Consider the following 22,726-nt stretch of genomic DNA (forward strand, 5'->3'; position numbering starts at 1 on the left):
GGTGGGAACATGGGACGAGTCACGGAACGACGCAAGGTGCTCCGCATCCGGGACGGAGCGGTGTCCAGCCGCCCGGACACACTCGTCGCCGAGGAGCCCCTGGAGATCCGCCTCAACGGCAGACCCCTCGCCATCACCATGCGCACACCGGGCGACGACTTCGCGCTGGCGGCCGGGTTCCTGGTGAGCGAGGGGGTCCTCGCGACCGCCTCCGACCTGCAGAACATCGTCTACTGCGCCGGGGCGACCGTCGACGGATCGAACACCTACAACGTGGTCGACGTGAAGACGGCCCCCGGTGTGGTGATCCCGGACATCACGCTGGAACGCAACGTCTACACCACCTCCTCCTGCGGCCTGTGCGGCAAGGCCAGCCTGGACGCGGTGCGCACGACGACCCGCCATCCCATCGCGGACACCCCCGCGCTGCGCGTGGAGCCGGAACTGCTGGCGGGCCTGCCCGACCGGCTGCGCGCGTCCCAGCGGGTCTTCGACCGCACGGGCGGCCTGCACGCGGCGGCCCTGTTCGACGAGGACGGCGAGCTGCTCGACGTACGGGAGGACGTGGGCCGGCACAACGCGGTCGACAAGCTGGTCGGCCGTGCCCTGCAGAGCGGGAACCTGCCGCTGTCCCGGACGATCCTGCTGGTCTCCGGCCGGGCCTCGTTCGAGCTGGCGCAGAAGGCGGTCATGGCCGGCGTTCCGATGCTGGCGGCGGTCTCGGCGCCGTCCTCGCTGGCCGTGGACCTGGCGGCGGAGACGGGGCTGACCCTGGTGGGCTTCCTGCGGGGCGGTTCCATGAACGTGTACGCGGGTGAGGACCGTATCGCCCTGCGGGCCGCGGCCGCCCGGGGCTGACCGGTTCCCCTCGCTGCACGGCGGCGGGGCCCCGGCCGGCGGGGAGCGCCCCCTGCGCCGCGGGGCCCCGCCTCGATCCCGTACCACGTCGCGCCCTCACGTCTCCCGTCCGGACGCCCGATCGGTTGCCGTCGAAGAATGACGATCAGTAGGTTCGGGCTGTCGAATATCGAACGGCACGCTGTTCCGGTGTGCCAGGAGGCAGGGGGACCCGCGGATGCGTACGCGATTTCGGAACTCGGGTCGCTCGCCCCGGTCTTTCGCTACGGGGGCGGACTGGTCCGGTGGTCTCTCGCGGTGTGCCGCAGTACGTGCCGCCGCGTCCCGCCGCGCCGCCGCGGGCCTGCTCGCCCTCGCCGTCGTGTTCGTGGTGGCCGCGGGGGCCGGATGCGATGTCGTCGGAGGCTCGGGCTCGGGTCCGTCCGCGTCCTCCGAGGGCGGTAAGGCGCCCCGCCGGGACGAGCGCAAGGCGACGAACCCGCCACCGGGGCTGCCTGCGGCTTTCACCGCCGGCCAGCGGCTCGACTGGTCGGCCTGCCCGGCACCGTCCGGGGCGCAGGGGGACGGTGACGCCCCGGGCGACGACTGGGAGTGCGCCACGATGAAGGCGCCGCTGGACTACGGGCGGCCCGGCCGCGGCACGATCGACGTCGCCATGATCCGGAAGAGGGCCACCGGACCGGAGCGGATCGGATCGCTCCTCCTCAACTTCGGCGGCCCCGGCCAGTCCGGCGTCGTGGGGCTCCCTGAGTTCGCGAGCGACTACGCCGCGCTGGGCGAGCAGTACGACCTGGTCAGTTTCGATCCGCGAGGCGTCGGCGGGACGGCCCCTGTGAGCTGCGGGGAGAAGGAGTACGAGGGCGGTGCCGCCTGCGGGAAGCACTCCGGTGAGCTGCTGCCGTACGTCGGCACCTCCCATACGGCGCGCGACATGGACCTGATGCGTTATCTCCTCGGTGACGAGGAGCTGCACTACTTCGGCGTCTCCTACGGCACCAGGCTGGGCGGCGTCTACGCCCATCTGTTCCCGGAGAACGTGGGCCGGTTCGTGCTCGAAGCCCCGGTCGACCCGACACTGGACCGCCTGCAGGACGAGCTCAGCCAGGTCAAGGCCGTCCAGCTCGCCTTCGACCGCTTCGCCGGACACTGCGCGATGGCCTACGACGACTGCCCCACCGGCAGCGGCCCCGAGCAGGCCGGACAACGCGTCACCGAGCTGCTGGACAAGCTCGAGGAGAAGCCCGCGCCCACCGACGGCGGCGGGGAACTCGACGACGGTCTCGCCGCCCACGCCATCGCGAATCACCTGGACAGCGGCAAGGAAGGCTGGAGGCCACTGGCGAAGGCGCTCCGCGAGGTCATGGAGCGGGGCACCGGCAACGCGTTGCTGGAGGAGGCGTACGACCACGGCCCGGACACCCAGGCACGCGGCACCCGGGCCGGCGCCGGAGCCCGCGGCGGGACCTCGAGCGGCAACGGCACGTCCGCCTTCGCGGCGATAACCTGCGCCGATTCCGACCTGCGCCCCGACTTCACCGAAGCCGAGGCGATGATGAAGCGGATCGAGGCGGCCTCCCCCGTCTTCGGCGAGACCTGGGCCACCGGCGTCTACCTCTGCTACGAGTGGCCGTTCGGCGGCGAGAGCGCCACTCCCGACGTCAGCGCGGACGGTGCTGCCCCGATCCTCGTCGTCGCCAACACCGGCGACCCGACGACGCCGTACGAGGGCGCCGAGCGGATGGCGGCCGAGCTGGGCGAGGGGGTCGGCGTGCTGCTGACGGTGCGGGACGAGGGCCACGGATCGTACCCCTTCAACCGCTGCGCGACCAAGGCCGTCGACACATACCTCCTCCACGGCACGGTCCCCCGGGCCGGCACGACGTGCTCGTGATGTCGGTTCTCACCGGCCGGTCCGACCGGCCGCGATGCCGCATGCCCGCGCCCGCACGCCTCCCGCCCCTTCGAGGACGACCCGGCGCCCGAGGCTCCATGAACCGGGCCGCGACACCCGCCGGCGTCCCCGAGGCGGCGTCGTCCTGGACCTGCTCCCCGACCGGACCGTGGCACGGGCCGGCACGCGCGTTCACCCCGGCCCTGCCCCAGGGGGCCGCCGCCTGCAACCCGCAGACGCACCCGGAGCCGAGCGACGACGGGCGGCTGGTGCTCGGCCACCACGTGAACCGGCTGGAGACGCCCGGAGCGGCCGGGACGCTCAGCCGGAACGCGTCCCCGTACCGGCCCCGGTCCGTGACCGTCCGGCCCGGTCCGGGACGGTGACCTCCGTCTCCTCGACGGGGTCGTGCGAGCGGCGCTTGGCGATCACCGCGCACACCATCAGCTGCGTCTGGTGGAACAGCATCAGCGGCAGCACGGCCAGCGAGGCCTGCGCCCCGAACAGCACGCTCGCCATCGGCAGCCCCGCGGCCAGCGACTTCTTCGAGCCGGCGAACTGGATCGCGATCCGGTCCTCCCGGCCGAACCGCAGCGCCTTGGCGCCGTACCAGGTCAGCAGCAGCATCACGGCGAGCAGGACGGCCTCGACGGCGAGCAGTCCGCCGAGCCGGGCGGGGCTCACCTGGTGCCAGACGCCCTGCACCATGCCCTCGCTGAACGCGGTGTAGACGACGAGCAGGATCGAGCCGCGGTCGACCAGCCCCAGCACCTTCCGGTGCCGGGAGACGAATCCGCCGATCCAGCGGCGCAGCAGCTGCCCGGCGACGAACGGCACCAGCAGCTGGAGCACGATCTTCACCACCGACCCGGCGGAGAACCCGCCCCCGCCGCCGTCCAGCAGCGTCGCCGCGAGCAGCGGGGTGACGACGATGCCGACCAGCGAGGAGAAGGAGCCGGCGCAGATCGCGGCGGGCACGTTGCCGCGGGCGATGGAGGTGAACGCGATCGACGACTGGATGGTGGACGGGACCAGGGTGAGGAAGAGCAGGCCCTGGTAGAGCGGGTCGGTCAGGAACACCGGGACGAGTCCGCGGGCGGCCAGGCCCAGCACCGGGAAGACGACGAAGGTGCAGGCCAGCACGGTGACATGGAGCCGCCAGTGCTTCAGCCCGTCCAGGGCCTCGCGGGTGGAGAGCCGGGCGCCGTAGAGGAAGAACAGGAAGGCGATCGCGGCGGTGGAGGCGCCGGAGGCGATGTCCGCGCCGGTCCCCCGCGCGGGGAGCAGCGCGGCGAGGCCCACGGTCCCGAGCAGCAGCAGGATGTACGGGTCGATCGGCAGCCGGCTCGGCCGACGCAGGCGTTTCACGGTGCTCCACTTGCTCAGGTACTCGGTGCTCGGGTGTTCACGGGTGTCCCCTCCCCATCCTGCTCCTTCCCGCCGTGATCGGGAATCCGGTATACCGCTCTCACTGTCATCACGTTCCGCGATGACCGCCGTTACCCTGGCCGCATGTACGACCCGACACAGCTGCGGACGTTCCTGTCGGTGGCGCAGACGCTGAGCTTCACACAGGCGGCGCGGCGGCTCGGGCTGCGCCAGTCGACGGTGAGCCAGCACGTGCGGCGGCTGGAGGAGGCCACCGGGCGGCAGCTGTTCACGCGGGACACCCACTCGGTGGAGCTGACCGAGGACGGCGAGGCGATGCTCGGCTTCGCGCGGCGCATCCTGGACGTGCACGAGCAGGCGGCGCAGTTCTTCACCGGTACCCGGCCGCGCGGACGGCTGCGGTTCGGCGCGTCGGAGGACTTCGTGCTGACCCGGCTGCCGGAGATCCTGGAACGGTTCCGGCACGAGCATCCGGAGGTCGATCTGGAGCTGACGGTCGAGCTGTCGGGCATCCTGCACGAGCGGCTGGCGGCGGGACGGCTGGACCTGGTGCTGGCCAAGCGGCGGCCCGAGGATCCGCGGGGCGAGCTGGTGTGGCACGACGAGCTGGTGTGGATCGGCGCGCCGGGGCTGCGGCTGGACACCGGCCGTCCGGTGCCGTTGATCGTCTATCCGCCGCCGGGCATCACCCGTGCCCTCGCTCTGCGGGCGCTGGAGCGGGAGGGCCGGCAGTGGCGCATCGTGTGCACCAGCGGCAGCCTCAACGGGCTGCTCGCGGCGGCCCGCGCCGGGCTCGGGGTGATGGTGCACTCGCGCGGGCTGATCCCGCCGGGGCTGGTGCGGATGCCGGAGCGGGCGGGGCTGCCGGAACCGGGCGAGGTGGACTTCGTGGTGGTGCACGGGCGGCGCCGTCCCTCCGCGCAGGGCGCGGCGGACGCGTTGGCGTCGGCGATCCTCGCGGGCGGCGACCGGCTGCACCGGGGCGGGCAGGACGGGCGGCGGTGACGTTTCGGCCGGCGCGCACGCTGGATCAGGTGGGGGCCGTGCGGCGCCTCAAGGCGCGGTCATGAGGTCGTACAGATTCGGTGGAGATTGCTCCACCGAAACTTACTCATCGGTCAGGTTTCTGTCCGACCCTTCCCCATGTGAGCGCATTTTCCTCCCCTGACCAGCGCGGACGAGAGCTCCGCCCGGTTTTCGCTCCCCTCCCGCCCTCCGTCCGCGTGGGGTAGCTTTCACGGCGCCGTGCGGGACGAGGGCGTCGCCGCACCATTCCGGCGCCGAGGAGCGGGGAGCGGGATTGCGCGAGTTCACCAACCCTCCGTCGGCCTTGGAGCCTCCGGTGGGCGGTCTGGCCGACGTGGTCTTCCGGTATGCCGAGGAGGACCCGTCACGCGTCGCGCTCGGCCGCAAGGACGACACCGGCCGGTGGCGGGACGTGACCGGCGCCGAATTCCGCGACGAGGTGCTCGCCCTCGCGAAGGGCCTCCTCGCGGGCGGCGTACGGTTCGGCGACCGGGTCGCGATCATGTCCCGTACCCGGTACGAGTGGACGCTCTTCGACTTCGCGCTGTGGACGATCGGCGCGCAGGTCGTGCCCGTCTACCCCACGTCCTCCGCCGAGCAGTGCCTGTGGATGCTGTACGACGCGGAGGTGACGGCCGCGATCGTGGAGCACGAGGACCACGCGATGACGATCGCCACCGTCATCGACCGGCTGCCGCGGATGCGCCGGCTGTGGCAGCTCGACGCGGGCGCGGTCCAGGAGCTGTACGACGCGGGCGCGCACCTCGACGACGAGGTGGTGCACCGGCACCGGCAGGCGGTCACCCCCGACTCCGTCGCGACGATCATCTACACCTCGGGCACCACCGGCCGCCCCAAGGGCTGTGTGCTCTCGCACGGCAACTTCATGTACGAGGCGGACACCGTCATCGAACGCTGGGAGCCGGTGTTCCACTCCCGCCGGGGCGACGAGGCGGCGACACTGCTGTTCCTGCCGCTCGCGCACGTCTTCGGGCGGATGGTGGAGGTCGCGGCGATCCGCGGGAAGGTGAAGTTCGGCCATCAGCCGCAGCTGAACGCGGCGGCGCTGATGCCCGATCTGGCCGCGTTCCGGCCGACGTTCTTCCTGGCCGTGCCGTACATCTTCGAGAAGGTGTTCAACGCGGCGCGGCGCAAGGCGGAGCGGGAGGGCCGCTCGGGGCCGTTCGAGAAGGCCGTCGAGGTGGCCGTCAGGTACGCGGACGCGGTGGAGGCGAGGGCCTGGGGCACCGGGCCCGGCCCGTCCGCGGCGCTGCGGATGCAGCACCAGCTCTTCGACAAGCTCGTCTACGCCAGGATCCGGGCGGCGATGGGCGGCAGGATACGGCACGCCATGTCGGGCGGTTCGGCGATGGACCGCCGGCTCGGGCTGTTCTTCGCGGGCGCGGGCGTGCACGTCTACGAGGGGTACGGCCTCACGGAGTCGACGGCGGCGGCCACCGCCAACCCGCCCGAGCGCACCCGGTACGGGACGGTCGGCCGGCCCATCCCCGGGGTCACCGTGCACATCGCGGACGACGGCGAGATCTGGCTGCACGGCGACAACGTCTTCGACGGCTACCTCAACAACCCCGAGGCCACCGACGAGGCCCTGCACGACGGCTGGCTGGCCACCGGCGACCTCGGCTCCCTCGACGAGGACGGCTATCTCACCATCACCGGCCGCAAGAAGGAGATCCTGGTGACCTCCGGCGGCAAGAGCGTCTCGCCGGGGGTGCTGGAGGAGCGGGTGCGGGACCATCCGCTGGTCAACCAGTGCATCGTCGTCGGCAACGACCGCCCGTACGTCGCCGCGCTGGTCACCCTGGACCAGGAGGCCGTCGAGCACTGGCTGGCGATGCGCGGCAAGCCGCGGATGTCACCGGCCGAGCTGGTGCGCGACGCGGATCTGGAGACGGAGGTGCGGCGGGCCGTGGTCGCGGCGAACACCCTGGTCTCGCAGGCCGAGTCGATCCGTACGTTCCGGATCCTGGCGCAGCCGTTCACCGAGGAGCACGGGCTGCTCACGCCGTCGCTGAAACTGAAGCGGAGGGCGATCGAGAAGGCGTACGAGGCCGAGGTCGCGGCGCTCTACCAGGCATGAATTTCCCGGTCAGGAATGCGCCACGGGCCGTGATCGTCGACGATGGGGGTAACACTTGTAAGTACCTGACCACAACCGAAGGATCGAGAGCTCGTGAGCAAGGTCCCCCCGATCACCCTGAACAACGGCGTCGAGATGCCCCAGCTGGGTTTCGGCGTCTGGCAGGTGCCGGACGCGGAGGCCGAGACGGCCGTGGCGACGGCGCTGGAGGCCGGCTACCGCAGCATCGACACCGCCGCGATCTACGGCAACGAGGAGGGCACCGGACGGGCCCTCGCGAAGTCGGGCGTCCCGCGCGAGGACCTCTTCGTCACCACCAAGCTCTGGAACAGCGACCAGGGATACGACTCCACCCTGCGGGCGTTCGACACGTCCCTGTCGAAGCTCGGTCTCGAGTACGTGGACCTGTACCTGATCCACTGGCCGACGCCCGCCCGGGACCGGTACGTCGACACGTACAAGGCGTTCGAGAAGCTGCTCGCCGACGGCCGGGTCCGCGCCATCGGTGTGTCCAACTTCCTGCCGGAGTACCTGGAGCGGCTGATCGCCGAGACGTCGGTGGTCCCGGCGGTCAACCAGATCGAGCTGCATCCGCATCTGCAGCAGCACGCCTCGCGTGAGTACCACGCGGAGCAGGGCATCGCGACCGAGGCGTGGTCGCCGCTCGGTTCCGGCAAGGGGATCCTGGAGATTCCGGCGATCGTGGCGATCGCGCAGAAGCACGGGCGGACGGCGGCGCAGGTGGTGCTGCGCTGGCATCTCCAGTTGGGGAACGTCGTCATTCCGAAGTCGGTGACGCCGTCCCGGATCGCGGAGAACATCGATGTGTTCGGGTTCGGTCTGGACGCGGAGGACCTCGCTGCGATCAGCGCGCTGAACGAGGACCGGCGGATCGGGTCGCATCCGGCGGAGTTCAACGGCGGCTGACCGTACACGCGCGACGGCCTCTCCCACCGGAGGAGAGGCCGTCGCGCGTCCGTCCGGCGGTGATCAGTTGGGCTGGCCGACGGGCCGTACGACCACGGTGTTGACGTCGACACCGGCGGGCTGCCGCATGGCCCACACGACGGAGTCGGCGATCTGGTCGGCGGTGAGCAGACGGCCGGGCGGGAGGCTGCCGTAGGAGTCCCAGAACGGGGTCTCCACCCGGCCGGGCGCGATCAGGGTGACGCCGACACCCCACTCGGTGACCTCCCGCCGGGTGTTCTCGGCGAGTCCGGTCACCGCCCACTTGGTCGCCCCGTAGAAGTTGCCCGGTGTGGGCACGAACCCGGCGACGCTGCCGACCAGGACGATGCGCCCGCGGGTCTCCTTCAGGGCGTCGATGGCGGCCCTGATCAGCAGCGCGGGCCCGAGGACATTGGTCAGCACCATCTCGGTCCACCCGGCCGGGTCGCCCTCGGCGACCGAGTCGTGGGTGGCGAGACCGGCGTTGGCGACGACGGTGTCCAGGCGGCCGAACCGCGTCAGCGCGGTGTCGACCGCCGTCCGTACGTCGTCGTACTCGGCGGCGTTCCCGGTGATCGTCAGCAGGTCCTCGGGCTCACCGAGTTCCTTCGCGAAGTCGCGCAGCCGCTCCTCACCGCGTCCGGTGACGGCCACCCGCTGCCCCGCGTCCAGCAACCGCCGTGCGACGGCGGCGCCTATGCCGCTGCCCCCGCCGGTGATGAGCGCGACCGGAGAGTCGGTCATGGAAACCCCCTGTGTGTCGTTGCGTGCCGGGGAGTCCATCACTTGGAGAGCTCTCCAAGTCAAGCCGTCACACGGGCCGTACAGCCGTGTGGACCGTGTGGGCCGCCAGGACGAACACGTCCGGGCGGTGGTGGACGCTCGCCTTGTCGTCGGGGTCGAGGAGGCGGTCGAGGGTGGCGCGGTCCTCGGCGTCCAGCTCCTCGCCGATGACCTCTCGGGTGCGGGTGAGGGCGGCGACCACATGGGCACGGGAGCGGTCCGTGACCGGGGCGGGGAGGTCGAGGAGGAAGGTGCGCGAGCGGGCGTGGTGCAGGCCGGCCGAGGTCAGCAGGGCCTGCCAGTCCTCGACGACCGCCACCGAGCCCGGCAGTTCGGCCCGCATCCGGTCGAACCGCTCCTCCTCCACCGCGTTGACGCGCGCCTGGAGACCGGGCCGGCCGAACCCGATGTCGCGGGGCAGGAACCGGACGGGCAGACCGCCCTCCATCACGGCCAGCGTGCCGCCGGGCGCCAGCCGCTCCGCACAGGCGGCCAGCGCGGCGGCCTGGTCCCCGAGGTGGTGCACGCTGCGGCTGGCCCACAGCAGGTCGGCCGGATAGTCCAGTTCGCCGAGCACATCGGGGAGTTCACCGGCGAGGGTGCCGAAACGGTCGCCGGCGCCCTGGCGCACGGCCCGGTCCCTGGCCCGCTCCAGCAGCGGCCGGGAACCGTCGACGGCCACGACCCGCGCGCCCGGGAAGGTCTCGGCGAACAGACACGAGATGACACCGGGTCCGCTGCCGGTGTCCACGATCAGTCCCGGTTCCGTCACCTCCTTCGCCAGCCAGTTCAGGGCCCGCTCGTAGAGCGGTGTGAACAGCTCCGCCTCGGATTCGAGCAGAGGGGCCAGCTCGGCCCAGTCGTGGTCGTGCCCGTGCCGGTGGTCGTGCTTGTGCTGGTGGTCGTGCTTGTGCGCCATGGTGCTCAGCCTCTCCGCTCGGATGCCGCCAGAGTGCGATGACGCACCGGGAGTGGGCAAACGACATTGCCGTTCCCGCAAAAGGGTGCCGTGCGGAGAGGCGTGCGACGGTCCGCCGGGGCAGGGCCCCGGCGGACCGGTGGTTCAGCCCGTCACGACAGCGGCGGGTACGCGTTCTGCATCAGCTGCTGGAACTGGGCGGAGAACCAGTGTCCGGAGACCGGGGCGTCGCCCAGCGCTCCCGACATGTTGTTGTTGTTCCGCGGGTTACCGGTGTAGGTCGGGTCGCACATCCGGTCGAAGCCCTTGCCCTCGTCGTTGTCGATGGCCTTGCTCGACCCGTCGGACTCACCCGGGGGCTTCATCCACACGTAGGCGTCGATCCCGGGCTCCGGGGAGGCCTTCGGCCGCTCACCGAGGCCGGCTCCGGACTGGTTGCACCAGTTGCCGAGGTGGATGCGGCGGTCGTAGCGGCCACCGTCCACGTAGGTGTCCACGCTGGTCGTCGCGCCCGGACCGGTGGGCCGGTTCGCACCGCCCCAGCCGTTGCGGGAGGTGTCGATCAGCATGCCGATGCCCGAGTCGAAGCCGATCGAGACCAGCTGGTTGCGCAGCGCCTGGGCGTACGACAGCTCGTCGGTGTAGCGGTTCCAGTCGACCCACTTCGACTCGCGCACCGACTTGCCTGCCACGCTCTGGCCGATGGAGAAGTGGTCCTCCTTCAGCGCGCTGTAGTTGGCCGTGTTGGCGATGAAGCCGTGCACGTCGGCGACGGTCGCGCCCTCGGCGGTCGCGGCCTGCTTGAACATGTCGGCGGAGGCGCCGAAGTTGTCGTCCCAGCCCAGCCAGCCGTGGTGGCCGGCGTCCACGTAGTTGTAGACGTTGGCCACGTCGCCGAGCTTGTTCAGGGCGTAGCCGACGCCCTTCACGTAGTTGCCGTTGGCCTTCATCACGTCGCAGTTGGGCGTGGCGGTGGCCCGCGGCGTCACGTTGGTGACCAGGTTGGGCAGGGAGTCGATCTCGACCGTGGTGACGATCCGCAGCGAGGCGTACTTCGAGTCGGCGAGGATGGTCTTGATCGGGTCGATGTACTGCGTCTTGTACTTGTCGATCTCCGTCGGGCCGAGCTCGCCGTTGGAGGCGAGGGCGGCGCAGTCACGGCCGGGCAGGTTGTAGATGACCAGCTGGATGACGAGCTCGCCGGAGCCCTTCTGCCGCAGGGCCTCGTCGAGGTGGTCGCGCAGGCTCATGCCGCCGTTGACGCCGTTGATGGCCGCGGTGCGGTCCAGCCAGACACCGGTGGGCTGGTTCGCGATGCGGCTGCCGCCGGGCTCGGCGGCGGCCTTCTCGGACCACTCGGGATTCACGTACACCTTGGCGCCGCTGTAGGGGTTGTTCACCCGGTTGCCGGGCGGGTCGGTCGGGTCCGGGTCCGGCGGCGGGTCGGTGGGTCCGCCGGAGTCGACGTTGCAGGTCACACCGTCGAGGGTGAAGGTGGCGGGGACGGCGTTGCTGCCGCTGTAGGTGCCCTGGAAGCCGAAGGAGGTCGACCCCCCGGTGGCGAGGGTGCCGTTGTAGGACTCGTTGGCGGCGGTGACGTTCGCGCCGGACTGGCTCACCTTGGCGTTCCAGCCGCTGGTGACCTTCTGGCTGCCGGCGTAGGACCACTTCAGCGACCACGACGACTTGGCGGCGCTGTTGTTGGTGATCGTCACGGACGCGGTGAAGCCGGAGCCCCAGTCGTTCTGCACCTTGTAGTCCACGGTGCAGGGGACGGCGGCGGCCGCGCCGGCGGCGCCGGGGACAGCGGCGATCGCCGTCCCGGTGGCGCCGGCGACCAGCGCCATGGCGGCGAGAAGCGCGGTTCTGGTGCGACTCATCGTGCGGGTTTCCTATCCGTAGGGGGCTGTCCTTCTTGGGCGCGCGCAGACGATCGCGCGGCCTGGTGCCTCACGGGTGGGGATGCCGTCCAGACCTGACGGGGCAGGCCTGCGGTGCCGGCCGGGGGTTCCGGGCAGCAGGGACGGCACATGGATCCCACGGGAACGAGCGACCCCGCGTCAGGTGCTCCACACGTGCACGGGGGTGGCTAAAAGTACTGAACGCGGGGGGTGGCGCATTGAGCGACTCCTTGCAGCTCGGACACGTCGTGGCGGACGCGTCGACTGGTGGAACCGCTCCCACTGGTGCACATGAAGCTAGCGCCAAGTGACGGCAAAGAACAGGGGGACTGCTGACTTTCGCCCAAGTTGAACCGTCGAATGTTTTCGATTCGACACAAGGCTTGACCGCCCCCCACCCCATCCTCACTATGGGAGCGCTCCCACTGGTTCAAGGCTTGACATGTCCGAGTCGCAGGAGGAACCAGCACCATGCATCCCCCACCCAGGAGACGCAGAGGCTTACGGCGGTCGCTGACGGCCGTCGCCGCTGCTCTCGCGCTTCCGCTGACGATGCTCTCGACCGGCTCGACTCCCGCTCAGGCGGCGGCCGTCCAGTGCAGCGTCGACTACAGGACGAACGACTGGGGTTCCGGATTCACCGTGGATCTGACCCTCACCAACCGCGGTTCGGACGCCATCGACGGCTGGACCCTGACGTACGACTACACGGGCAACCAGAAGCTCTCGAACGGTTGGAACGGCAGCTGGTCGCAGTCCGGCAGGACCGTCACCGTGAAGAACGCCGGGTACAACGCCAAGATCGCCGCCGGCGCCGCCGTCACGACCGGCGGCCAGTTCACCTACAGCGGCAGCAACGCCGCTCCCACGTCGTTCGCCATCAACGGCACCACCTGCGTCGGGGCCCACCAGCCGCCGATCACCGTGCTGACCAGCCCTCAGGCCGGCGCCGTCTACACGCAGGGCGAGACGGTCCCGCTCGCCGCCACCGCGGCGGCGGCCGACCAGGCCACCATCACCAAGGTGGAGTTCTACGACGACACCGAGCTGCTGGGCTCCGACAGCAGCTCGCCCTTCACGCTTTCGGCCTCCGGTTTGACCGTGGGCAGTCATTCGTTGGTGGCGAAGGCGTACGACAGCATGGGCGCCTCCGCCGACTCGACCCCGGTCGGCATCACGGTCGCCTCGGGTCCCGCCGTGGTGGCCACGCCGTCCCAACTCGGCGTCCAGCAAGGTGAGTCGGGCTCGTACGAAGTGAAGCTGTCCAAGCAGCCGACCTCGAACGTGACCGTCACGACGAGCCGGGCGAGCGGCAACTCGGGACTGTCGGTCTCCGCCGGCGGGTCGCTCACCTTCACGCCGTCGAACTGGAACACCGCGCAGGAGGTGACGATCGCCGCCGACTCCTCGGGCAGTGGCTCGGCGGTCTTCGAGTCCTCGGCGCCGGGCCACGCCAAGGCGGCGGTCACGGTGACGCAGCTGGGCGCGGAGAAGACGTACGACGCGCGCTTCCTGGAGCTGTACGGGAAGATCACCGACCCGGCGAACGGCTACTTCTCGCCGGAGGGCATCCCGTACCACTCGGTCGAGACGCTGATCGTCGAGGCGCCGGACCACGGCCACGAGACCACCTCGGAGGCGTACAGCTACCTGCTGTGGCTGCAGGCGATGTACGGCAAGGTGACCGGTGACTGGTCGAAGTTCAACGGGGCCTGGGAAATCATGGAGAACTACATGATCCCGACCCACGCCGACCAGCCGACCAACTCCTTCTACAACGCCTCGAAGCCGGCGACGTACGCGCCCGAGTACGACACCCCGAACGAGTACCCGTCGCAGCTCGACTCCAATGTCTCGGTCGGCCCCGACCCGATCGCGGCCGAGCTGAAGTCCGCCTACGGCACCGACGACGTCTACGGCATGCACTGGATCCAGGACGTCGACAACGTGTACGGCTACGGCAACTCGCCCGGCAAGTGCGAGGCGGGACCGTCGGACACCGGGCCGTCGTACATCAACACCTTCCAGCGCGGCCCGCAGGAGTCGGTGTGGGAGACCGTCCCGCAGCCCACCTGCGACGCCTTCAAGTACGGCGGGAAGAACGGCTACCTGGACCTGTTCACCAAGGACGCGTCCTACGCCAAGCAGTGGAAGTTCACCAACGCCCCGGACGCCGACGCCCGCGCCGTGCAGGCCGCGTACTGGGCGGACCTGTGGGCCGAGGAGCAGGGCAAGGCGGGTGAGATCGCCGGGACCGTCGCCAAGGCCGCCAAGATGGGCGACTACCTGCGCTACGCCATGTTCGACAAGTACTTCAAGAAGATCGGCAACTGCACCAGCCCGTCCTGCCCGGCCGGCACCGGCAAGGACGCCTCGCACTACCTCCTCTCCTGGTACTACGCCTGGGGCGGTGCCACCGACTCCTCGGCGGGCTGGGCCTGGCGCATCGGCTCCAGCCACGCGCACGGCGGCTACCAGAACCCGCTCGCCGCGTACGCGCTCAGCTCCTACGACGACCTGAAGCCCAAGTCGGCGACGGGCGCGGCGGACTGGGGCAAGTCCCTCGACCGGCAGCTGGAGTTCTACCGCTGGCTGCAGTCCGACGAGGGTGCCATCGCGGGCGGCGCGACCAACAGCTGGGCGGGCAGGTACACGAGCCCGCCGTCCGGCACACCGACCTTCTACGGCATGTACTACGACGAGAAGCCGGTGTACCACGACCCGCCGTCCAACCAGTGGTTCGGCTTCCAGGCGTGGTCCATGGAGCGGGTCGCCGAGTACTACCAGCAGACCGGTGACGCCGACGCCAAGGTCGTCCTCGACAAGTGGGTCGACTGGGCGCTGTCGGAGACCACGGTCAACCCGGACGGCTCCTTCCGGATCCCGTCGACGCTGCAGTGGTCGGGCAAGCCCGACACCTGGAACGCGTCGTCGCCCGGCGCCAACAGCGGGCTGCACGTCAGTGTCGCCGACTACACCAACGACGTCGGTGTGGCCGCGGCGTACGCCAAGACGCTGACGTACTACGCCGACCGCTCGGGCGACACGGAGGCGGCCTCGACCGCCAAGGCGCTCCTTGACGGCATGTGGGAGAACGACCAGGACGCGCTCGGCATCGCCGTCCCGGAGACCCGCGCCGACTACAACCGCTTCGACGACCCGGTCCACGTCCCGAACGGCTGGACCGGCACCATGCCCAACGGCGACACGATCAACTCGTCGTCGACGTTCGAGTCGATCCGTTCCTTCTACCAGGACGACCCGGCGTGGTCGAAGATCGAGTCCTATCTGGCGGGCGGCGCCGCGCCCACCTTCACGTACCACCGGTTCTGGGCCCAGGCCGACATCGCCCTGGCCATGGGCTCGTACGCGGAGCTTCTCGAATAGCCCCCGCCGACGCTCCGCGTACCGGTCCCGGCACCTGACGCCGGGACCACAAACGGCCGGGCGGTCCCACTCGCGCACGGTGGGGCCGCCCGGCCCTCGCACGCTCTCCCCACTCCACCTCCCCCCAAGAGGAAGGAACCTCCGTGCGAAGAACCCGTGTCCTCACGACCGTGCTCGCGCTGGCGGCCGGTCTGCTCGCGGGCGGCCCGCCCGCCCTGGCCGCCGGCGCCCCCGAGCCGGCCGGTACGCTCGCCGCCGACACCTACGCCTGGAAGAACGCGCGCATCGACGGCGGCGGCTTCGTGCCCGGCATCGTCTTCAACCGCAGTGAGAAGGACCTGGCCTACGCCCGTACCGACATCGGCGGCGCCTACCGCTGGCAGGAGTCCACGAAGACCTGGACCCCGCTGCTCGACTCGGTCGGCTGGGACGACTGGGGGCACACCGGTGTGGTGAGCCTCGCCTCCGACTCCGCCGACCCCGACCGGGTGTACGCGGCGGTCGGCACGTACACCAACGACTGGGACCCGACGAACGGCGCCGTGCTGCGCTCCACCGACCGGGGCGCGAGCTGGAAGAAGGCGGACCTGCCGTTCAAGCTGGGCGGGAACATGCCGGGGCGGGGCATGGGGGAACGGCTGGCGGTCGACCCCCATGACAACGACGTGCTGTACCTGGGCGCGCCCAGCGGCCACGGGCTCTGGCGGTCGACCGACGCGGGCGCCACCTGGTCGGAGGTGACGGCGTTCCCCAACCCGGGGAACTACGCGCAGGATCCGAGTGACACCTCCGGGTACGCGTCCGACAACCAGGGCATCACCTGGGTCACCTTCGACGAGTCGACGGGCGGCGCGGGGTCGGCGACGAAGACGGTCTACGTCGGGGTCGCCGACAAGGAGAACGCGGTCTACCGGTCGACGGACGCGGGCGCGACCTGGCAGCGGATCGCCGGACAGCCCACCGGATACCTCGCCCACAAGGGCGTCCTCGACGCCGAGAACGGCTACCTGTACCTCGCGTACAGCGACACGGGCGGCCCGTACGACGGCGGCAAGGGCCGGCTGTACCGGTACGCGACGGCGACCGGCACCTGGACGGACATCAGCCCGGTGGCGGAGGCCGACACCTACTACGGCTTCAGCGGCCTGACCGTGGACCGGCAGGACCCGGGCACGGTGATGGCGACGGCGTACAGCTCCTGGTGGCCGGACACGCAGATCTTCCGCTCGACGGACAGCGGCGGCACCTGGACGCAGGCGTGGAGCTACACGTCGTACCCGAACCGGGAGAACCGCTACACGATGGACGTCTCGTCGTCGCCGTGGCTGACCTGGGGCGCGAACCCGTCACCGCCCGAACAGACGCCGAAACTGGGCTGGATGACGGAGGCGCTGGAGATCGACCCGTTCGACTCCGACCGGATGATGTACGGGACGGGCGCGACGATCTACGGCACCCAGAACCTGACGAACTGGGACGACGACACGTCGTTCACCATCACCCCGATGGTGCGGGGCCTGGAGGAGACGGCCGTCAACGACCTGATCTCTCCCCCGTCGGGCGCCCCGCTGATCAGCGCGCTCGGTGACATCGGCGGCTTCCGGCACACGGACCTGACCAAGGTGCCGTCGATGATGTTCACCCAGCCGAACTTCACGTCGACGACCAGTCTGGACTTCGCCGAGTCGAACCCGAACACGGTGGTCCGGGCCGGCAACCTGGACTCCGGGCCGCACATCGCGTTCTCGACGGACAACGGCGCCAACTGGTTCGCGGGGACGGACCCTTCGGGTGTGAGCGGCGGCGGGACGGTCGCGGCGGCGGCCGACGGCAGCCGGTTCGTGTGGAGCCCGCAGGGCGCGGGCGTGCATCACGCGACCGGGTTCGGCACGTCCTGGTCGGCGTCGAGCGGCATCCCGGCGGGTGCGGTCGTGGAATCCGACCGGGTGGACCCGAAGACGTTCTACGGCTTCAAGTCCGGGAAGTTCTACGTCAGTACGGACGGCGGCGCGACGTTCGCGGCCTCGTCCGCGACGGGGCTTCCGGCCGGTGACAGCGTGCGCTTCAAGGCACTCCCGGGTGCGAAGGGCGACGTGTGGCTGGCCGGCGGGGCGAGCGACGGGGCGTACGGCCTGTGGCACTCCACGGACTCGGGCGCGACCTTCACCAAGCTGTCGAACGTCGACGCCGCCGACACCGTCGGCTTCGGCAAGGCGGCGCCGGGCGCCTCGTACCAGACCCTCTTCACCAGCGCGGAGATCGGTGGCGTACGCGGCATCTTCCGCTCCACGGACCGGGGCGCGACCTGGACCCGTGTCAACGACGACGCCCACCAGTGGGGTTGGACGGGCGCGGCCATCACCGGTGACCCGCGGGTCTACGGCCGGGTCTACGTGGCGACCAACGGCCGGGGGGTCGTCTACGGCGACACCTCGGACACCGGCGGCGGCACGGACCCGGAGGAACCGGAAGAGCCCGAGGAGCCGGGTCCGTCGGGCGCCTGCGCGGTGACCTACAGGATCACCAACCAGTGGCCCGACGGCTTCCAGGCCGACGTCCAGCTCACCAACACGGGCTCGGCCACCTGGAACGGCTGGTCCCTGAACTGGTCCTTCGCCAACGGCCAGAAGATCTCCCAGCTCTGGAACGGGTCCCCCACCCAGTCCGGTCCGGCGGTGACGGTACGCAACACCGACTGGAACGGCACGGTGGCGGCGGGCTCGTCGGTCGCCTTCGGCTTCACCGCGACCCGGTCCGCGACGAACACGGCACCGGCCGTCTTCGAACTGGGCGGACGTACCTGCGCGGTTCGCTGAACACGTGGAAGGCCCCCGGCCCGCCCGTACACCGGTACGGGCGGGCCGGGGTCGTGCTCAGGAGGTCCGCTCAGGGGGTGAAGACCGAGGGCCTGGGCGGGGTGGGCATGTCGGCGCCGATGAAGAAGCCGGTGTGCGGGGGCTGGTTGTAGGCGGTGTTCTGCCAGGCCAGGGCCGTGCGGTACAGGGTGTCGTGGAGGAGGGTGGTGATGCGGCGGTCCGTGTCGTGGGGGGTGGAGTAGATGCGCAGGTTCTTGTTGTCGCCGGTGCGCCAGACGACCTCCTCGCGCCAGTCGCCCAGGATGTCACCGGACAGGACCGGGGTGGCCTTGGTGCCGTTGTTCGAGGAGACGCCCGAGCCGGTCAGCAGGCGGGTGTCGGAGGACGTGCCGTACTTGTCGATGTGGGTGCCGTCGAGGAGTTCGCGGACCGGGTCGCCGTCCCACCAGGAGAGGAAGTTGGTGGAGGAGGGCTTGCGGCCCTTGGTGCCGCCGCCCTCGTCACGGATGCTGCCGTCGGAGGAGGACCACATCTCCGGGCCGGAGTTGCCCGACCAGATGTCCCCCGCGACTCCGCGTCCGTTGTCGCAGCAGGCGGAGAGCTTCCAGCGGACCGCGCCGTTCGAGGGGTTGATGTACAGCGCGGCGGGCTGGCTCGTGGACTCGGAGACCTTGTAGTACTCCAGGCCGGACGTCGACGCGTCGAGGTCGCCGAGGTGCTGGGCGTCGCCGTGGCCGGTCCTGGTGGTCCACAGGCCGTTGCCGTTGTCGTCGACGGCCATCGCGCCGTAGACGATCTCGTCCCGGCCGTCGTTGTCGACGTCCCCGACGGAGAGGGCGTGGGAGCCCTGGCCGTCGTACCCCTTGCCGCTGTTGGTGGAGGAGCTGGTGTCGAAGGTCCAGCGGCGGGTGAACTGGCCGCCCCGCCAGTCCCAGGCCGCGATCACCGTGCGCGTGTAGTAGCCGCGGGCCATGATCAGGGAGGGGCGGGCTCCGTCCAGGTACGCGGTGCCGGCGAGGAAGCGGTCGACGCGGTTGCCGTAGGAGTCGCCCCAGGAGGAGACCGTGCCGCGGGCCGGGACGTAGTCGACGGTGCCCATCGCCTTGCCGGTCTGCCCGTTGAACATCGTCAGGTACTCGGGGCCGGACAGGACGTACCCGCTGGAGTTGCGGTAATCGGCCGAGGAGCTGCCGATGACCGCTCCTGTGCCGTCCTTCGTGCCGTCGGCGGTCTTCATGGCGACCTCGGCCTTGCCGTCGCCGTCGTAGTCGTACACCTGGAACTGCGTGTAGTGGGCGCCGGAACGGATGTTGCGGCCCAGGTCGACGCGCCACAGCCGGGTGCCGTCCAGCTTGATCCCGTCGACGACGGTGTTGCCGGTGTAGCCGGACTGGGAGTTGTCCTTGGCGTTGGTGGGCTGCCACTTGAGCACGATGTCGAGGGCGCCGTCACCGTCGAGGTCGCCGACGGAGGCGTCGTTGGCCTCGTAGGTGTACGAGACGCCGTCGGGGGTGGTGCCGCCGGACGGAGCGCTGATCGGTACGTCCTTGTAGCCGGCGCGGAACTGGATCGCGTGGACCGAGTCGCCCTGCTCGGTGCCGTTCACCACCGCGCGGACGGTGTAGTCGGCGTGCGAGGGCGCGCCGGAGTGGAAGTAGGTGGTGGAGCCGGTGATCGGGCCGGCGTTGACCTTGGTGCCGGCCCGGTAGACGTTGAACGCGACGTCGTCCGGGTCGGTGCCGAGCCAGCGCCAGCTGACCAGGTTGCCGCTGCCGGTGTACACGCTGACGACGCCGCGGTCCAGCTTCTCGACCTGCCGTGCGGTGGCGGCCTCGGCGGGCGCCTCCGACAGCGCGGTCAGACCGGCGCCGGCCAGCGCCGCCGCGGCGAGTGCCGCGGGCAGGACGAGACGGCGTCTGCGGTGCCTGTGGGGGTGGGTCACGGGACGGACCTCCTGGGAAAACGGATGGGTTCCGCCCCTCAGTCGCCGCCGGAGCGCCCCAGGTTGCCGTCCTTCCGCTTCCGGTACGCCCGGAGACTGAACACGGGGTCGGGGCGGGGCCGTTCCTGGTCGGGGAGCTCGGCCAGCCGTGCGGCGAACTCCTCGGCGACCGGTTCGCCCGGCGGCAGGGTGACGAACCAGCCGCGGCGCAGGTCGTCGATGGTGCGGCGGGGGCTGCGGCCCTGCCCGTGCCCCCGGAAGCGGGCCTCCCCCGCGGGCAGCAGACCGTGGGCGGCGGCGCAGGCGTCGACGGCGTCGGGGGCATCGGGGACCGGGCTGCGCGGGCGGGCGGCGAGGACCGCGTCGATGTCGCTGCCGACGTTGTGCGAGGCACCCTTGTGGACGGTGGTGACGTACACCCCGCCGGGCCGCAGCACGCGGGCGCACTCGGCGACGACCGCCCGCACGTCCTCGGGCCCCGGCATCAGGTGCAGCAGCCACACACTGGCCACGGCGTCGAACCGGGCCTCCCCGAAGGGCAGCCGGCGGCTGTCCGCGCGGACCACCGCGCCCGGCAGACGGGCGACGGCCATCCGGGTCATCGACGGGGAGAGATCGGCGCCCGTCACCCGCAGCCCGGGACGGGCGGCGGCGAACCGCCGGGTCACGATGCCGGTGCCGCACGCCACGTCCAGCAGCTCCCGCGCCGGCGCCGGTACGAGGCTCAGCACGGCCTCCGCGGCGGCCGCCGCGCGGGGTTCCCCGCCGCGCAGGACGTCGTACCGTTCCGCTTCCTCGTCGTAGTCCAGCACGCGCCTCAGTGTGCACCGTGGCCGGGGGCCAGGTCCTCCACCCTGCGGGCGAGCTCGAAATCCTTCTCGGTGACGGCGCCACCCGCACTGTGGGTGTGCACGGACAGGGCCACGGTGTCGTAGCCGAGGGTGAGGTCGGAGTGGTGGTCGAGCTCCTCCTGCACCTGGGCGATGTGGACGACCATCGCCGTCGCCGCGAAATGCGAGCCGAGCCGGTAGGAGCGGGTGAGCCGGTCACCGTCGAGCGACCAGCCCGGCAGTCCGGCCAACCGGCCCTCGGTCTCCTTCTGCGACAGCGGTTCGACGGGCATGGGCTGCGCTCCTTCGCCGGTTCGGATCCCGTGATCCCGTGATCCCGTGATCTCGTACAGGACTCCCAGGCTGCCACAGAAGCCTCCCCGGGGCCCCGGCCGGAAGCGGGCGGTTCCCCGGTACGGCCGTTTCTCGATTACCGTCCTGGCATGACCACTGTCACGTCCGGTACCGCTTCCCGCACCGGGGGCGTGGGCCCGCTGCTGCGCGCCTGGCGGGAGCAGCGGCGGGTCAGCCAGCTGGAGCTGGCCCTGCGCGCCGACTCCTCCGCCCGGCACATCAGCTTCATCGAGACCGGCCGCTCCCGGCCCAGCGAGGAGATGGTGCTGCGGCTGGCCGAGCACCTGGACGTGCCGATGCGGGAGCGCAACGCGCTGCTGCTGGCGGCCGGTTACGCGCCGCACTACCCGGAGACCCCGCTGGACGATCCCGCGCTGGAGGTGGTGCGCGACGGCATCGAGCGGCTGATCAGCGGGTTCGAGCCGTATCCGGCGCTGGTGGTGGACGCGATGTACGACGTCGTGGCGGCCAACCGGGGGGTCATGGCGCTGTTCGACGGCGTCCCCGAGGCGCTGCTGACGCCGCCGCTGAACGCGGTGCGGCTCACCCTGCACCCGCAGGGGCTGGCGCCGCGGATCCGGAACCTGCGGGAGTGGCGCGGACATCTGCTGGAGCAGATGCGGCGGCACATCGCCCTGCACCGCTCGGAGCGGCTGCGGGCGCTGTACGACGAGGTGGCGGCGTTCCCCGTACCGGACTCCACCGGTCTGCCGGAGGAACCGGCCGATCCGGTGGCGTACTTCGCGCTGCCGATGGTGATCGAGCACGAGGGGCGGACGCTGTCGTTCGTGTCGTCGATCTCCACGTTCAACACGCCCATGGACGTGACCGTCGCCGAGCTGGCCGTGGAGACCCTGCTCCCGGCGGACCCGGCGACGGCCAAGTACCTTCAGACCTGGCTGAGCTGACGCTCCTTCAGCGCCATGTGCTGGAGCAGGGCGAAGCCCGCCACGGTGAGCGCCTGGAGGACCGTCCACACCGCGCCCGCCGCGGTCGGGGTGAGCCACAGCGCGAGGGCGGCGAGACTCACCGCCGTCCAGGCGAGGTTGGCCTCGACGACGATCCGCACGCCGGGGGCGGGCGGGTGCGGGCGGGCGGCCAGCAGGCCCACGCCGGCCGCGTACACGGCGAGGAACGCGCCAAGCCCGAGCAGCAGACCGGAACCGGCCCCGAGGAACCGGCCGAGCGGCCCGGAGAGGGCGAGGTAGGCGACGGCGTTGGCACCGGTCACCACGGCGTCGAGGGCCAGGAAACGGCGCAGCATCCGCTGCGGCTCCACGGTCCGGGCGAGCACGGCGAGCTGGGTCGCGGACATGACGCATCATCCTCCGTCGGGATCGGTTGCCGGGTCCCGGGCCGGAGTGCGCCGGCCCGGGACCCGTTGCGTCCACGATCCCGTGCGGGCGGGGCCGGGTCGATTACCTCTCAGGTCATGCGGCTGGGGGGTGTTGTTCGGATCAGGCCGGCTTCAGGCGACGGCGCCATGCAGCCGAGCCGAGCGGGGTCCGGTGCGTGCAGCTGCAAGGCGGAGGAGGGCGCCAGGGCGGAGCCCTGACAACCGACGACAACGCGGCAGATGTG

16 protein-coding genes are annotated in these 22,726 nt (G+C 71.1%); 8 read left to right on the forward strand and 8 right to left on the reverse strand.

The window, feature by feature from the left end:
- Positions 1–9 precede the first annotated feature (9 nt).
- Together fdhD and ACFV5H_RS13505 are read left to right on the forward strand one after the other, a co-directional pair.
- Positions 10–858 (forward strand): formate dehydrogenase accessory sulfurtransferase FdhD, encoded by an 849-nt coding sequence (fdhD, locus tag ACFV5H_RS13500; RefSeq protein WP_385044699.1) that lies wholly within the window; start codon positions 10–12, stop codon positions 856–858.
- A gap of 361 nt (positions 859–1,219) precedes the next feature.
- Positions 1,220–2,749, forward strand: a complete 1,530-nt coding sequence (locus ACFV5H_RS13505; protein ID WP_385194703.1) for an alpha/beta hydrolase — start codon at positions 1,220–1,222, stop codon at positions 2,747–2,749.
- Positions 2,750–3,070: 321 nt separating this feature from the next.
- On the opposite strand, the gene ACFV5H_RS13510 is transcribed toward ACFV5H_RS13505, so the two are convergent.
- Entirely contained in the window at positions 3,071–4,090 is a 1,020-nt protein-coding gene (locus ACFV5H_RS13510; protein ID WP_385044969.1) for a bile acid:sodium symporter family protein, read from the reverse strand.
- A gap of 171 nt (positions 4,091–4,261) precedes the next feature.
- Here ACFV5H_RS13510 and ACFV5H_RS13515 point away from each other — a divergent pair, with 171 nt between their 5' ends.
- The 3 genes from ACFV5H_RS13515 (at position 4,262) to ACFV5H_RS13525 (ending at position 8,192) form a co-directional block, all read left to right on the forward strand.
- On the forward strand, positions 4,262–5,143 hold the full coding sequence (locus ACFV5H_RS13515; protein WP_385194705.1) for a LysR family transcriptional regulator: 882 nt from the start codon (positions 4,262–4,264) through the stop codon (positions 5,141–5,143).
- Between the two features lie 295 nt (positions 5,144–5,438).
- On the forward strand, positions 5,439–7,265 hold the full coding sequence (locus ACFV5H_RS13520) for an AMP-dependent synthetase/ligase (RefSeq protein ID WP_385044707.1): 1,827 nt from the start codon (positions 5,439–5,441) through the stop codon (positions 7,263–7,265).
- 135 nt (positions 7,266–7,400) lie between these two features.
- Entirely contained in the window at positions 7,401–8,192 is a 792-nt protein-coding gene (locus ACFV5H_RS13525; RefSeq protein ID WP_385044972.1) for an aldo/keto reductase, read from the forward strand.
- Between the two features lie 63 nt (positions 8,193–8,255).
- Here ACFV5H_RS13525 and ACFV5H_RS13530 read toward each other — a convergent pair whose 3' ends face one another.
- The 3 genes from ACFV5H_RS13530 to ACFV5H_RS13540 form a co-directional block, all read right to left on the reverse strand.
- Complete coding sequence (locus tag ACFV5H_RS13530) at positions 8,256–8,957, reverse strand: SDR family oxidoreductase (RefSeq protein WP_385194707.1); 702 nt, start codon at positions 8,955–8,957, stop codon at positions 8,256–8,258.
- Positions 8,958–9,024: 67 nt separating this feature from the next.
- Positions 9,025–9,915, reverse strand: coding sequence for a class I SAM-dependent methyltransferase (locus ACFV5H_RS13535; RefSeq protein ID WP_385044713.1), 891 nt, complete (start codon positions 9,913–9,915; stop codon positions 9,025–9,027).
- Between the two features lie 152 nt (positions 9,916–10,067).
- Complete coding sequence (locus ACFV5H_RS13540; protein ID WP_385194709.1) at positions 10,068–11,795, reverse strand: glycoside hydrolase family 6 protein; 1,728 nt, start codon at positions 11,793–11,795, stop codon at positions 10,068–10,070.
- A gap of 492 nt (positions 11,796–12,287) precedes the next feature.
- On the opposite strand from ACFV5H_RS13540, the gene ACFV5H_RS13545 reads away from it, so the two are divergent.
- Together ACFV5H_RS13545 and ACFV5H_RS13550 are read left to right on the forward strand one after the other, a co-directional pair.
- Positions 12,288–15,203, forward strand: coding sequence for a glycoside hydrolase family 48 protein (locus tag ACFV5H_RS13545; RefSeq protein WP_385194711.1), 2,916 nt, complete (start codon positions 12,288–12,290; stop codon positions 15,201–15,203).
- Positions 15,204–15,346: 143 nt separating this feature from the next.
- A complete protein-coding gene (locus ACFV5H_RS13550; protein ID WP_385044722.1) occupies positions 15,347–18,019 on the forward strand; it encodes a cellulose binding domain-containing protein in 2,673 nt (890 codons plus the stop codon).
- Between the two features lie 70 nt (positions 18,020–18,089).
- On the opposite strand, the gene ACFV5H_RS13555 is transcribed toward ACFV5H_RS13550, so the two are convergent.
- Genes ACFV5H_RS13555 through ACFV5H_RS13565 form a run of 3 tightly spaced genes read right to left on the reverse strand, consistent with a single transcriptional unit; the run spans position 18,090 to position 21,084 of the window.
- Positions 18,090–19,961 (reverse strand): rhamnogalacturonan lyase, encoded by a 1,872-nt coding sequence (locus ACFV5H_RS13555; protein ID WP_385044724.1) that lies wholly within the window; start codon positions 19,959–19,961, stop codon positions 18,090–18,092.
- A 38-nt stretch (positions 19,962–19,999) separates the two neighbouring features.
- Positions 20,000–20,773: a class I SAM-dependent methyltransferase gene (locus tag ACFV5H_RS13560; protein WP_385194714.1), complete on the reverse strand. Its 774-nt coding sequence runs from the start codon at positions 20,771–20,773 to the stop codon at positions 20,000–20,002.
- Between the two features lie 5 nt (positions 20,774–20,778).
- Entirely contained in the window at positions 20,779–21,084 is a 306-nt protein-coding gene (locus ACFV5H_RS13565; protein ID WP_385044729.1) for a 4a-hydroxytetrahydrobiopterin dehydratase, read from the reverse strand.
- Positions 21,085–21,234: 150 nt separating this feature from the next.
- Here ACFV5H_RS13565 and ACFV5H_RS13570 point away from each other — a divergent pair, with 150 nt between their 5' ends.
- Positions 21,235–22,053, forward strand: coding sequence for a helix-turn-helix domain-containing protein (locus tag ACFV5H_RS13570; RefSeq protein WP_385044732.1), 819 nt, complete (start codon positions 21,235–21,237; stop codon positions 22,051–22,053).
- Here the strand turns inward: ACFV5H_RS13570 and ACFV5H_RS13575 are convergent.
- A complete protein-coding gene (locus ACFV5H_RS13575; protein WP_385044733.1) occupies positions 22,035–22,460 on the reverse strand; it encodes a hypothetical protein in 426 nt (141 codons plus the stop codon). The genes ACFV5H_RS13570 and ACFV5H_RS13575 overlap by 19 nt on opposite strands.
- Between the last annotated feature and the right edge of the window lie 266 nt (positions 22,461–22,726).

Origin of the sequence: Streptomyces sp. NPDC059787, assembly GCF_042732315.1 — a bacterium.
In the GTDB taxonomy this organism is placed as follows: Bacteria; Actinomycetota; Actinomycetes; order Streptomycetales; family Streptomycetaceae; genus Streptomyces; species Streptomyces atrovirens.